This is a genomic window from Mycobacterium sp. UM_CSW (assembly GCF_000455205.1).
Taxonomy (GTDB): domain Bacteria; phylum Actinomycetota; class Actinomycetes; order Mycobacteriales; family Mycobacteriaceae; genus Mycobacterium.
In genome coordinates, this window is sequence record NZ_AUWQ01000004.1 from 66,045 (window position 1) to 78,417 (window position 12,373).

The 12,373-nt window shown below is 66.6% G+C and carries 14 protein-coding genes; 6 read left to right on the forward strand and 8 right to left on the reverse strand.

Annotated elements, in window-relative coordinates; genetic code table 11:
* Nucleotides 1-23 precede the first annotated feature (23 nt).
* Entirely contained in the window at nt 24-1,064 is a 1,041-nt protein-coding gene (locus N415_RS02280; protein ID WP_068176767.1) for a hypothetical protein, read from the reverse strand.
* A gap of 57 nt (nt 1,065-1,121) precedes the next feature.
* A complete protein-coding gene (locus N415_RS02285; RefSeq protein ID WP_152531211.1) occupies nt 1,122-1,796 on the reverse strand; it encodes a hypothetical protein in 675 nt (224 codons plus the stop codon).
* A gap of 716 nt (nt 1,797-2,512) precedes the next feature.
* Between N415_RS02285 and N415_RS02290 the strand changes: the two genes are divergently transcribed.
* The 3 genes from N415_RS02290 to N415_RS02300 all read left to right on the forward strand — a co-directional run bounded on the left by N415_RS02290 (nt 2,513) and on the right by N415_RS02300 (nt 5,263).
* Nucleotides 2,513-3,436 (forward strand): TauD/TfdA family dioxygenase, encoded by a 924-nt coding sequence (locus N415_RS02290; protein WP_068176869.1) that lies wholly within the window; start codon nt 2,513-2,515, stop codon nt 3,434-3,436.
* Between the two features lie 92 nt (nt 3,437-3,528).
* Nucleotides 3,529-4,878, forward strand: a complete 1,350-nt coding sequence (locus tag N415_RS02295; RefSeq protein WP_068176772.1) for an FAD-binding oxidoreductase — start codon at nt 3,529-3,531, stop codon at nt 4,876-4,878.
* A 34-nt stretch (nt 4,879-4,912) separates the two neighbouring features.
* Nucleotides 4,913-5,263 (forward strand): hypothetical protein, encoded by a 351-nt coding sequence (locus tag N415_RS02300; RefSeq protein ID WP_068176774.1) that lies wholly within the window; start codon nt 4,913-4,915, stop codon nt 5,261-5,263.
* Between the two features lie 82 nt (nt 5,264-5,345).
* On the opposite strand, the gene N415_RS02305 is transcribed toward N415_RS02300, so the two are convergent.
* Genes N415_RS02305 through N415_RS02320 form a run of 4 tightly spaced genes read right to left on the reverse strand, consistent with a single transcriptional unit; the run spans nt 5,346 to nt 8,111 of the window.
* A complete protein-coding gene (locus N415_RS02305) occupies nt 5,346-5,885 on the reverse strand; it encodes a TetR/AcrR family transcriptional regulator (protein ID WP_068176776.1) in 540 nt (179 codons plus the stop codon).
* Between the two features lie 31 nt (nt 5,886-5,916).
* The gene (locus tag N415_RS02310; RefSeq protein ID WP_068176779.1) at nt 5,917-6,750 is read right to left on the reverse strand and encodes a thioesterase family protein; all 834 of its coding nucleotides are present in this window, start codon (nt 6,748-6,750) and stop codon (nt 5,917-5,919) included.
* Nucleotides 6,751-6,767: 17 nt separating this feature from the next.
* A complete protein-coding gene (locus N415_RS02315; protein WP_068176780.1) occupies nt 6,768-7,586 on the reverse strand; it encodes an SMP-30/gluconolactonase/LRE family protein in 819 nt (272 codons plus the stop codon).
* A 33-nt stretch (nt 7,587-7,619) separates the two neighbouring features.
* The gene (locus N415_RS02320) at nt 7,620-8,111 is read right to left on the reverse strand and encodes an SRPBCC family protein (protein WP_068176783.1); all 492 of its coding nucleotides are present in this window, start codon (nt 8,109-8,111) and stop codon (nt 7,620-7,622) included.
* Between the two features lie 95 nt (nt 8,112-8,206).
* Here N415_RS02320 and N415_RS02325 point away from each other — a divergent pair, with 95 nt between their 5' ends.
* The 3 genes from N415_RS02325 to N415_RS02335 are packed head-to-tail and all read left to right on the forward strand — an operon-like array spanning nt 8,207 to nt 11,172.
* Nucleotides 8,207-9,097 carry an acyl-CoA thioesterase domain-containing protein gene (locus tag N415_RS02325; RefSeq protein ID WP_068176789.1) on the forward strand — a complete coding sequence of 297 codons (891 nt, stop codon included), beginning with the start codon at nt 8,207-8,209 and terminating at the stop codon, nt 9,095-9,097.
* A 5-nt stretch (nt 9,098-9,102) separates the two neighbouring features.
* Nucleotides 9,103-10,017: an LLM class F420-dependent oxidoreductase gene (locus N415_RS02330; RefSeq protein ID WP_068176792.1), complete on the forward strand. Its 915-nt coding sequence runs from the start codon at nt 9,103-9,105 to the stop codon at nt 10,015-10,017.
* Nucleotides 10,018-11,172 (forward strand): acyl-CoA dehydrogenase family protein, encoded by a 1,155-nt coding sequence (locus N415_RS02335; protein ID WP_068176796.1) that lies wholly within the window; start codon nt 10,018-10,020, stop codon nt 11,170-11,172. It begins immediately after the preceding gene.
* Here N415_RS02335 and N415_RS02340 read toward each other — a convergent pair.
* Together N415_RS02340 and N415_RS02345 are read right to left on the reverse strand one after the other, a co-directional pair.
* Nucleotides 11,153-11,830: a DUF427 domain-containing protein gene (locus tag N415_RS02340; protein WP_068176798.1), complete on the reverse strand. Its 678-nt coding sequence runs from the start codon at nt 11,828-11,830 to the stop codon at nt 11,153-11,155. The two genes, N415_RS02335 and N415_RS02340, sit on opposite strands and share 20 nt — an antisense overlap.
* On the reverse strand, nt 11,827-12,321 hold the full coding sequence (locus N415_RS02345; RefSeq protein WP_068176800.1) for a helix-turn-helix domain-containing protein: 495 nt from the start codon (nt 12,319-12,321) through the stop codon (nt 11,827-11,829). Before N415_RS02345 ends, N415_RS02340 begins: the two co-directional genes overlap by 4 nt.
* Nucleotides 12,322-12,373: the final 52 nt, after the last annotated feature.

Sequence of the window (12,373 nt, forward strand, 5' to 3'; positions counted from 1 at the left end):
CGTGCCCCGCCCTACCGAAAATGTCATGCGCCGGTATCAGCGGTGAAAAGCGCGCTCTCTTCCAAGACCTCGGCGATCGCCCAGCGCTCCTCCTCGGTCAGGTGTCCCGGTAGCTCCTGCACCTCGAATCGGGATGTGTTGACGCAGAAGGCGATCGCCTCGCGCGCGAGGCGGGAAACGGCCAGTTCTTCAACCCAACCGCGGGGGGTCTCGACGCCGAGAGCGACCAAGTCGCCGGTTTCTCGATAGTCGAGCGTCAGATTCTCGTGGGAACGAGTAAGGGTCCGCGTTCTCGGCCGACCGGCACTGCTCACGTCGGTTCTGCCCAGGCCGTGGATAAATCGTCGGGTGGACAAGGAACTTTGCCGGACGCAACGCTCGAGTAGGTCCCCGACCGGAACGGCCTCGACTTGGGCGAGGAACTCGGCGATCGCCCGGATCTTGAGCTGGCGACGTCGAGTCGCAATGACCTCGTCGTAGGGATCGTCATGACCAGTCCGCCGGCGGGCGGCGAAGTTATCCAGGAGTGGCAGACATTGCTCTTGGTCCGTCAATTGCTCGCCATCGCGCGGACTGCTGACATGAAGCGACAGCGACCAGCGGTCCGTCGGGTTGCGTGGATCGTGGATGCACGGCTCGTAGATGAAGCCGACTTGTCCAGCGGGAGCGTCGAAGCGATTCTTCGGCACGAGGGTCTGACGGCGGTAAGACTCCTCGCGGTCGTAGGTCTCGACTATCAGCTCGTTGTGGCAGACGCCGGTGATCGTCCAGGCCGTGTGCTCGTGCGCCCCAGCATTGCGACCGGGCGGCCAGTAGCCGAACGCAAAGCGAATTCCAAAGCCGGGCACGGTGAAGAACGGAACCAGTCCCGGACGAAGGCCCCGCCGTTGTTCGAGCCGGGTCAGCTCGTATGCCAGGCAATCGACGAGGAACTCTTCGTCACGAACGGCGGTGGTTACCGCCGCCCGGGCGGCAAGGACCGCATCCTTTTCCGGATGCTCCCGCGCATTCGCGTCGGGGAATGCGCGCCGGTCAAACAGCTCACACAGGTCGTCGAGCTTCACGGAGCACCTCCTGGACTTTATCCGTCGTTCACGCGGCGCGAAGCGGCGCGGCGGCTGTCAACCCACACGGAGAACCTTGGTGTCAACCAGCGCCGCGACCAGCGCGATCTTCTCCTCATCGGTCAGATCGCCCGGCAGTTCACGGACATAGAAGGCACCCGTGCCGGCGATGAATCGCACCGCTTCCCGGGCGATGTCGTTCACACTCAGAAAAACTCGACCGCTGCGGTCGATGAGGTTGGCCATCCCGTCGACCGAGTCCAACGCCAGTTGCCCGCAGTGGCGGTTGACGATGCGCCGGTGCGGCGTTACCCAGCTGGAGTCGTCCCAGACCCGCGGCAGCTCCACACCGAAGATGTCCAGGTACCGGTCGCAGAACTCTTCGATCGTCGCCTCGGGAGCGGCGCCGAGGGAGCCGCCCGGCGCATTGCTCGGGAAATGGTGGCGGTAACTACCGAAATACTTGGTGCAGAAGCAGCTGTATTCCACGGTAAAAAGTACAAACTGGTGCCATACCTCATCCACGTACGTGGAATGCATTTTCCAGGTTTTCGTCCGATCGACATGGGTTAGCACCAAATACCGCTTCACCTCTGTGAAAAGCGCGCAAGCCTCCTCATCGGTTTCGACAAAGCGATCTTTGACCAGCTTCTCGATAAGGAATGGCGCCTGGTACTCGATTGCCCCGAGTGCATCGGGCGGGACATCCGCCACTAAGCCGGCCCCGGTCACTCGAGGACTACCGGGGTCGCCGCTAACCAGGGTAGGCACTACCCGAGGCGTGTTTAGCTACGTTTGCGCCGTGGCCCAACCCGACTGAGCGGGTTGCTCTACGACTCGTTCGTCTTCGCAGCGGCAACTACACGTTCCGGTGCAAAGTGCGCCGGAACCCGGGCCCGGATGCAGCACGATCCGGAGACGGCCGGCATGGGTTTCCTTGATCTGAGTACTGTCGGTGCTTGAAATCACGCTCATAAGTGCTAAATGTATCATGCACGCTGGTAAAATGTCCTGTTTCCGATGCACTCAGATGCCGCCGAACATGCTGCCGTCGGATACGGATCCCGACGTGTGCGAGCGACTGCCACACGGGGCTGGTTGCTTGCGTCCGCGGGTCACGGACGAGACCTCGTTCGTCCTTTTTTGCCTGCTCTTGTCTGATTCTTGCGAGGAGCGCGAAGCGGAATAGCCCGACCGGAAGGATTCTCGGGGCGTGATTTGCGGGTTTGCCGGGAGGCTTCGGGTCGTTACGCCGTTGCCGTGGCATAGAGCTTCCGGGCGCCGGTTAAACCAACCTGACAAAGGCGTGGGTAAATGCAATTCGGCGGCACCGCCGGCGCTTCCGCTGATGCTGCAGGTGTCGTAGGATCTGGTCCAAATCCGGCGCGCAATTCCACCGTTGGCGCCGGCCGAATGGACGGGCCTCACAAAGGACCACCGCGATGGCCATGCCAGCGACAACCCCGATTGCTGTCACGAAATTGGGCACGCACATCGGTGCCCGCATCGATGGCGTGCTGCTGGACGGCGACCTCGACGCGACCGCGGTCGATCAGATCCACCAGGCGCTATTGCGTCACAAGGTGATCTTTTTCAGGGGTCAGCACCACCTCGACGACGAGCGGCAGTACGCCTTTTCCAAGTTGCTCGGCGCGCCGCTCGACCAGCTGGCTTTCGACTCTGGCTACCGCAAGGCAACCATCTGGCACACCGACCAGACGTTCGCCGTGAATTACCCCAAGGCGGCAATACTTCGCGCCATCGCCCTGCCGAGCTACGGCGGATCAACCCTCTGGGCCTCGACTGCGGCGGCCTACGCGGCCCTGCCCGAGCCGCTCAGGCACCTGACCGAAAACCTGTGGGCGCTGCACAGCAACCGCTACGACCAGGTCGGACACTTTCAAGGCCTGGGCCACGTGCTCATCCCGGGTGGCCCCCCTGTCCGCCATCCCACCGCGGGCAAGATTGACGTTCCGGGCGACCAGCAACCGCTGCGGCCGGCCCCGGCGACGCCGGACTTTCGCACCGAGCATCCGGTCGTGCGAGTGCATCCCGAAACCGGCGAACGAGCATTGCTTCTCGGGCAATGGGTGCGGGGATTGCTGGATCTCGAGAACCACGAATCGCAGGTACTTCTGGAACTGCTGCATAGGCGTATCACGTTGCCGGAGAATACGATCCAATGGCACTGGGAACCTGGCGACGTCGCGATTTGGGATAACTACGCAACTCAACACCGTGCGGTTGACGACTACGACAACGAGCGCCGTCTGATGCATCGGGTCACCTTGATCGGCGAGGTGCCCGTAGATATTCACGGGAGAGAGAGTAGGTCCGTCAGCGGCGGGAAGCTCGAACCGGTTGCAGGCTGATGCGCCAGTGGTAGCAGCCGGCGGGTTGCCTTGTCAGCCGGCGTTGCGAGCCGGTGCAATCGACACGTGATTGCGGTGCTATAACCGCGAGCATGCCAGGCAGCCTCGCTGATCTGAAAAGGATTGTCGGACCCAAGCATGTCGTCACCGACGCCGACGTGCTGGCCGGCCGCAGCGTCGATCACACCGGGCGCTACCGCGGGCGGGCCAGCGCGCTGGTGCGGCCGGGTACGGCTGAGGAGGTCGCCGAGGCGCTGCGGGTGTGCCGCGACGCGGGGGCGCACGTGACGGTGCAGGGCGGACGGACCTCGCTGGTGGCCGGGACCGTCCCCGAGCACGACGACGTGTTGCTGTCGACCGAACGGCTGCGCGCGCTCGGCGACGTGGACACCGTCGAGCGCCGACTCTCGGCCGGCGCCGGAGCCACCCTGGCCGTCGTCCAAAACGCCGCTGCCGCAGCGGGTTTGGTGTTCGGCGTGGATCTGGCCGCCCGCGACACCGCAACCGTCGGCGGCATGGCATCGACGAACGCCGGCGGCCTGCGCACCGTCCGCTACGGCAACATGGGCGAGCAGGTACTTGGCCTGCAGGTGGCGCTGCCCGACGGCTCGCTGATGCGCCGCCACAGTGAGGTGCGCAGCGACAACACGGGGTACGACCTGCCGGCGCTGTTCGTCGGCGCCGAGGGCACCCTCGGCGTGATCACCGCGCTGGAGCTGCGGTTGCACCCGACGCCGTCGCATCGGGTGACGGCGGTCTGCGGGTTCGCCGAACTGGAGGCGCTGGTCGACGCCGGCCGCACGTTTCGCGACGTGGACGGGATCGCGGCTTTGGAGCTGATCGACGGCCGGGCCGCCGCGCTGACCGCCGAGCACCTCGGGGTCGGCGCGCCGGTGCAGGGCGACTGGCTGCTGCTGGTGGAGCTGGCCGCTGACCACGACCAGACGGATCGGCTCGCCGACCTGCTCGAGGGGGTGCGCCTGGCCGGTGAGCCGGCCGTCGGCGTGGATGTCGCTGCGCAGCAACGGTTGTGGCGGGTGCGGGAATCGCTCGCCGAGGTGCTGGGCGTGTATGGGCCGCCGCTGAAGTTCGACGTGTCCTTACCGCTGTCGACCGTTGCTGAATTCGCCAGGGCGGCGGTCGATTTGGTCGGGGTACATGCGCCCGACGCGCTGCCCGTGTTGTTCGGCCACATCGGAGAGGGCAACCTGCACCTCAACGTGTTGCGTTGCCCGCCGGAACGTGAGCAGGCGTTGTATGCGCCGATGATGGATCTCATCGCGCGATGCGGCGGTAACGTCAGCTCCGAGCATGGCGTAGGCAGTCGGAAGCGTCCCTACCTCGGGATGTCGCGGGAGCCCGCCGACATCGCCGCGATGCGCGCGGTCAAGGCCGCCCTCGACCCGACCGGTTACCTCAACGCAGCCGTGCTGTTCGAGTAATCCATATCACGTCGTCTGACATACGCTGGCATCCATGGCATCCGGAATCTTCGACACGCCCATCTCCGGAATCATCAACAACGTATTTGATGGCTTGATCGACGCCCCCGTTGTGGGGCCACTGGTACGGCGCGGGTTGATCAAGATTCGCTATGTCGGCAGGCGTTCGGGTAAGACGATCCAGACCCCGGTCGGGTACCGCCGCTCCAGCGACGGCATCGTCATCAATGTCATGTCGCCCGATAGCAAGACATGGTGGCGAAACTTCCTCGGCGAGGGCGGCCCGATCACACTGCTCAACTTCGACGGCGCCGACCGCGCCGGACACGCGCTCGCCAGCCGCGATGAGAAGGGCCGCGTCAAGGTCGTGGTACGACTCGACTGATCCTGTTGGCCGCGAGGGTCCGCAAAATGACAGTCGTCACGGCGTGTCGCCGTACAGACACGCGCCCTCGCGGGGAATGTGACTAGGTCGTTCCCTTGATTCCGACGGCGTGGCGCAGTTGCTCGAGGAACTGGTCGGCGTCATCGCTTCGCACGATGTAGTGCGAGATCGCGATCCGGATAACGGTCGCGGCGCGCACCGCGGCGTTGGGCCCGGAGAGGTGCCGTTGCAGGCCGTCGCGCATCTGCGGGATGACGCGGCCGAACTGGGCGATGGTGTGCTCGGGTTCGACGTCGACCATGCGCACGCCGGAGTACGAATGCTGATACTCGACGATGAAGCGCAGCACGGCGTCGAGCTTGTCGGCTCCCTTCAGCCCCGCGGTGGCCTGGACCAGGCCGCTCTCGAAGCTCTGCCGCTCGTATTGCGAAAACGCCGACAGCAGTTCCTCTTTGGAGGCGAACCAGCGGTACAGCGTGGGGCGCGAGACGCCCGCCTGGGCGGCCACCTCGGACAGGCTGAGCTTCGTCTTGCCATTGCGGCCGAGGACCTCGGCGGTGGCGTCGAGGATGCGCTGACGTGTCGAGGTGTCGATGTCCGCGGCTGGGGCCGGGTGGCTCATAGGAGAAACTTTACGAAGTATCGCGAGCGTGTCACTGTTTTTTCGCTTCCCGGCCAGGGCGCCCTCGCACCAGCACGCATTGTTGAATGGCGCCGACCGCGCCCCCCTCGTCAAAAAGTGTGCCGATCGTGGTCCCGATGCCGTCCGGCCCGTAGCTTGTCTCCGCGCGAATGCCGATCCACTCGCCGTCGGGGATCCGGAACACGTGCACCGCGAGGTCGGTGTTGAGGAACGTCCACTTGGTGATGTCCAGCTTGCTGCCGATGCCGTTGGCGCAGTCGGCCACCGCGAACAGTCGCTCCAGCGGGGTCATGGCCTCGCCCTTGACGAGGTCGACGGTCGGCTTGATCCAGGATTCGCCCGGACCCTCGCTCAGCGGCTCGGTCAGCCACAGCCAGTCCAGGCTGTGCACGTAGTTGCGATCCCAGTCCCGCGCCTTGAGGTTGCGGTCGCGGGCCTCGGCCCGCGGTCGGGGCAGGGGAGTCGCGGCGTGAGCCAGCGTCTGGGTGTCCAGGTGCTGCAACCGCCACCCGCTGGCGCGCGCCACCGCCCGGGGTTCGCCATCGGGCCCCGGCGCCAGCATCTCGGCGGTAACGAGTTCGATTTGTTTCCCGCCCCGCTGCACTCGCGAGCTGACCCACAGGTCGCCCTCCGCCGGCACCCCGCCCAGCAGGTCGATGACGACCCGGCCGAGGCGGGTGTCGTCGCGCTGGTCGCAGCGTTCCAGCGCCCGGACCAACAGCGCCGACACCGGCCCGCCGTGCTGAATGGCGGCCGACCAGGTGCCGCGCGCCAGATCGGTCGCCGCGAACTTTTCGCCCCGCGGGTCGGCGTCGTCGATCAGCTCGTAATAGGAGTCGGTCATCGTCTGCCTTCCGGGTGTCAGGGTAGGCCCGCGCCGGGGGTGTCGACCGTCACCGCGTCCACCTGAGAGAGCCGGGTGCCGATCAATCGCTGGGGATAAGCGTCGGTGCTCGACAGCAGAAACAGCGTGCGGCGCGCGGGGCCGCCGAACGCGCACGCGATCGCCACCCGTTCGTCCATGTCGATGCGGTCGGTCACGGCGCCGCCCTCGGTGATCCGCTCGAACTGGTGCGCCAGCGTCATGGCGGCCCACACTCCGCCCTCGGCGTCCAGCGCGATGCCGTCGGGCGGCCCGTCCAGGCCGTCGGCGAAAACCCGGCGGCCGCTCAGCCCGCCGTCGTCGCCGATGGTGAACGCGCTCAGCCGCCGGCCCGTCGACTCGGCGACGATCAGCGTCTTTCGGTCCGGCGTGATCACCATGCCGTTGGGGAAGTCGAGGTCTTCCGCCGCAACGGTGGCTGTGTCGTCGGGGTCGAGGCGGATGATCGCGCCGCCGGAGAACGCCTGGCAGCCGATGTAGGCGCGCCCGGCATCGTCGACGACCATGTCGCCCAGGTTGACCGGCGTCAGGGCGGCGAGGTCGGCGACGGCCTCGACGGTTTCGCCGTCGTAGCGCAGCACCTGCCGGTCCTCGGTCGAGGCGATCAGCAGGGACCCGTCGGGGCGAAATCCGAGGCCCGACGGGGACCGCCCGGGCAGCGCCACCGTGGTCACCGAGCCCCGCATGTCCACGGTGTGCACGGCTTCACCGAGCATGTCGGAGAACCACAGCAGTCCTTCGAACCAGCGCGGGCCCTCGCCGAAGCAGAACCCCTTGGCCAACGGCTCTGGGATCATCCGCTCACGCCTTTACAAAACACCGGAAAAGTGTCACGTACCACGTGCGTCGGTGTCAATCTCGCCCAGCTCGCGCGCGACGGCCGCGTGGTAGGCGTCGATCCGCGCCGGGTTGGCCTGCTGGAAGAGCGCGTCGGGTAGCGGCGCGTGCTTGTACGCCTCGATCGTCATGGTTCGGGAGAACAGCGTGACGTCCTGGCCGGGTCTGGTGAATCGGTACGTGACCGTGATCCGGCCTTCCATCCCGCCCTCGCCCCGGCGGTCGTGACCCAGGCGACCCACCGAATTGAACACGAACAGCGTGGGCCGGTCGGCGATGGCCAGCTGCCAGCTGAAGATGCGCTCGCCGTCGGGGCCGGTCTCCTCCCAGGTGTCGCCGACCTTCAGCGGAAGTTCCGACAATTTGCCGATGTGCGCGCTGCCGGGATAGGTCTTCGTCCAGTTGGCCGGGTTGGTGACGAAGTCGTACACCGCCTCGGCGGAATGGGTGAAGGCGGTCTCCGAATTGCTCGTCACGATGCCCAATTGCGTGCCTCCCTGCGTCTGTTAGCCAAGCTTTACAAATCCTACTCAAAGTGTCACGCTGAGCCCTGAGCTGCGAGCGCGGAGGTGGAGCGGATTTGACGAAGGCTTCTGAGGAATCCGAGCAGATCGAGTGGACGGTGCAGGGTCTGCTGGACCTGTTCGACGTGCGCCCCGACGGCCAGGATCGCTTCACCGGTGACACCGGGATCGCCGTCGGCGACGAACGGCAGGTCGTGGAGGGCACCCAGGTGTTGGCGCAGGCGATCGTCGCGGTGGCCAAACGATTCCCGGACAAGTCCGTGCGTTCGGCGCACGCGGTGTTCTCCCGCGCCGTGACGGTCGGTCCGCCGATCGAACTCGTCCTCGACATCGTGGCCGAGGGCCGGTCGACAGCGACCGCCGTGGTCGCCGTGCATCAGAACGGACGGCGCTGCCTGAGCATCACCGTGCTGGCCGACGTCCCGACCGGCGACGTCATCCGTCACCACCTGCCGCGTCCCGACGTGGCGGCCCCGGCCGACGCCAACCATTCGCCGATGCCGATGATCGGGCGCGAGCTGCGTCTCGTCGACGTCGTCGACGTCAACAGCCCCGACGAGGTCGGACCGCCGGAGCTGTACGCGTGGTTGCACTACGATCCGATTCCGACCCGCGACGACCTCGCCAAGGCGCTGCTCGCCTACTTCACCGGGCACCTGGGGATCTCCACGACCATGCGGGCGCACCCGGGCATCGGCACCAGCCAGGCGCACCTGACCGTGTCCACGGCACCGATGAGCATCTCGGTCGCGTTCCACGAGCCCGTGCGCTGGGCGGGGTGGCTGCTCTACACCCACGAGAGCACCCAGGTCGGCGCCGGCATGTCGTACGTGCGCGGCACGGTGCACAGCGAGGAGGGTGAGCTGCTGGCCTCCTTCGCCCAGGAGGCGCTGATCCGTCCGCTGCGCACCAGCGACACGGCGATCGATTCGCGCGCGCGGTTCTGACCGCCATGCGCTTCACCATCACCCACCCGATGCACAGCCATCCGTACAACCCGGAGCTGGTCAGCGGTGAAGGCATCGGCAAGGTGGCCGCGGCCACCGAAGCGGCGGGCATCCATGGTTTCGGCTTCACCGACCACCCGGCGCCGTCGCAGCGCTGGCTGGAGGCCGGCGGGCACGATGCGTTAGATCCTTTTGTCGCTTTGGGTTTCGCGGCGGCGAGAACCACGACGCTGCGCCTGATTCCCAACATCGTGGTGCTGCCGTATCGAAACCCGTTCGTGGTGGCCAAGTCCGGCGCCACGCTGGACCTGCTCTCGGGCGGCCGCTTCACGCTCGCGGTCGGGGTGGGCTACCTGAAACGCGAATTCGCGGCGCTGGGCGTGACGTATGACGAGCGCGCCGAGCTGTTCGAGGAAGCGCTGCAGGTGATCCGGGCCATCTGGACCGAAGACGATATTTCGTTCGAAGGCAGGCATTTCAGCGCCAAGGGCATCACTGCGCACCCCAGGCCGGTGAGCCCCCCGCCGATCTGGATAGGCGGCAACACCACGACCGCCCGCCAGCGCGTCGCCCAGTACGGCGATGGCTGGTGCCCGTTTCCGGCTCCGCCGCAGCTGGCCCAGACCGCGGGCACCGCGGTGATCGACTCCGTCGAGAGCCTCACCGAGGGCATCGACGACCTGCGGCGCCGCTGTGACGCAGTGGGCAGGGACTGGTCGGCCATCGACATCACCTTCAGCAACTTCGAGGGCGGCAGCCCCGCGACCGACGACTTCAACGCCGACGCCTACCTCGGCGGCCTGGAAAAGCTTGCGGCCGTGGGAGTCACGTGGGTCGGCGTCCACCTGCCGGGCGACAGCGTCGCGCACGCGCTCGAGACCCTCGACCGGTTCCGCACGCTCGTGATCGACGCGATGTAGATGGACTTCTCAGCCGTCGAGCTCAGTGCCGAGGACCAGGAATTCCTTGAGGAAACCCGGGCCTTCATCGCGAAGCACGTCACCGACGAAGTGCTGCGCCGCCAGCGCGAGTTCGGGGAAAACTTCGACGAGCAGGTGCATCTGGCGCTGGGCGAAGCCGGCTACCTGGCATCGGATTGGCGGCCGGAATCCGAGGGCGGATTCAGCGCCGTCCGCCGGCGCATCTTTCACCTCGAGATCGCCCGCGCCCACACGCCCTGGTACCACTGGGGAACCACGTCCGTGGTCGCGCGGCTGGTGCAGCAGTTCGGTGCTCCCGAGCTCGCCGACAGGGTCCTGCCGGGCGTGCTGTCCGGCGAGATCCGGCTGTGCCTGGGATACACCGAGCCCGAGGGCGGATCCGACGTCGCCACCTGCAAGACCCGCGCGGTGCGGGACGGGTCTGCGTGGATCATCAACGGCTCCAAGATGTTCACCTCCAACGCGCAGAACGCCCGGTACGTCTTCCTGCTCACCAACACCGACCCGCAGGGCCCGAAACACAAGAACCTGACCATGTTTCTGGTGCCGCTGGATTCACCGGGCATCGAGATTCAACCCATCCGCACCCTGGACGGCGACCGCACCAACATCGTGTTCTACAGCGATGTGCGCGTCGACGACCTTTACCGAATCGGCGAGGTCAACGGCGGCTGGACGGTGATGCGGGCGGCCCTGGACTCCGAGCACGGCATGGTCGACCCGGAAGACCATGGCCTGCAATACGTTGCGGCGATGTCGGCGCACGGCGACATCATGGCCGAGGTGGTCGACACGGTCGCGGCACTCGTCGCGCAGGTGGACGACGCGTCGGTGAAATACCGGCTCGGCCGGGCCGCCGCGCGGATGGAAGCGGCGCTGTCCACGCCCGGGATGTTCGGGCGCGTCGCGATCGCGCAGACCATGCGCGAAATCTCCCCGGATTTGATGGACATCCTGGGGCCGGCCGCCGCGCTGCCCGCCGAGACCCAGGGCCCCGCGAGTGACGGTGCGGCAGAACACCTTTACCGGCTGGCGCTGCCGCTCGGCATCTACGGCGGCACCCTCGAGGTGTTCCGCAACATGATCGCCCAGCACACGTTGAAGCTGGGGCGTCCTAGCTACGGCGGCGGCTGAGCGGCAGCTCGGCCTCAATCTGGACGCGGGCGTCGTCGAAACTGAAAAAGCCCTTGATGGGCAGGCTTTCGGGTAGCGGGTCCTCATAACTCCACGCGACGTCATCGACGTCAGCCGTGGACCAGTACGTCGCGTAACCCTTGTAGTTGCAGTAGCTCGACGTCTCCGATCGCCGCAGCAACTCGGTCCGCACGTGGGCTGGGGCGACATAGAGGCGGGGCTCGAGCGCGGTCTCGAACAGGATCACCGTGTCGTCCGTGTCCACCAGCGTGGTCCCGCCCACCGAGACGCGCAGGCGGCGTCTCGTCGGGCGGCAGTCGACGCGGTGGTAGGGGTTCGGCGGATAGTGGACGAGCCTGCGGCCCTCCTCCAGCCAGGTGTCGACCGCGTCCCACGGCACCTGGACGAAACCCGGCGCCTCGGGTTCCGGCTCGGCCGGTAGGTCGCCGACCTCGTCGGCCGGAAACGCGTAGCTGAGCGGGCCACCCGGCCGGTGCACCATCAGGGCCTTTTCGGTATCGATCACCGGGCGGCCGTTGACGAAGGCCTGCACGCGCCGGGGGTGTGGCTCGACGTAGACGACGCCGGGCGGTATCGGCGGCGAGAACCGCCCGGCCGGATCGCGACTGAGCGGACCGCGTCCGGCAACCAGACTCATGGTGCGAGGCTAGACCGTGCCGCGGCGTTGCGTCGTATCCGAATGTCCGCCGACCGCTTCCCGGGGGGCCCGGCATCGGTGGTGACGCGCACCCGGACGGCTCGGCCGGTGTCGGCGTCGACGAACGACAGAGGCGCCGGGCCGTCCTGCAGATAGGCGTCGCCCCACTGCACGAGAGACATGAAAACGGGCAGCAAGTCCTCGCCGGCTTCGGTCAACCGGTACTCGTCGCGGGCGCGACTTCCCGGCTCCCGATAGGGGACGCGAGACACGATCCCCGCCGCCTCGAGCTGTTTGAGCGCCCGCGACACCGCCGGTGCCGACGTTCCGATCCGCTCCCCGAAATCCTCGAAGCGCGTTGTGCCGAAGAACAATTCGCGAACGACCTGGAACGCTGTCTTGGTGCTGAGCAACTCAAGAACCTTCGACATCGAACAGGCTTCGCCGATCGACCACCGCTGCCGGTCTTGCAGTCGCTTCTCGAACTCCATCGGAAACCCCTTGACTAACGCTTGCGTTATTCAGCTACGCATGCTTACATCT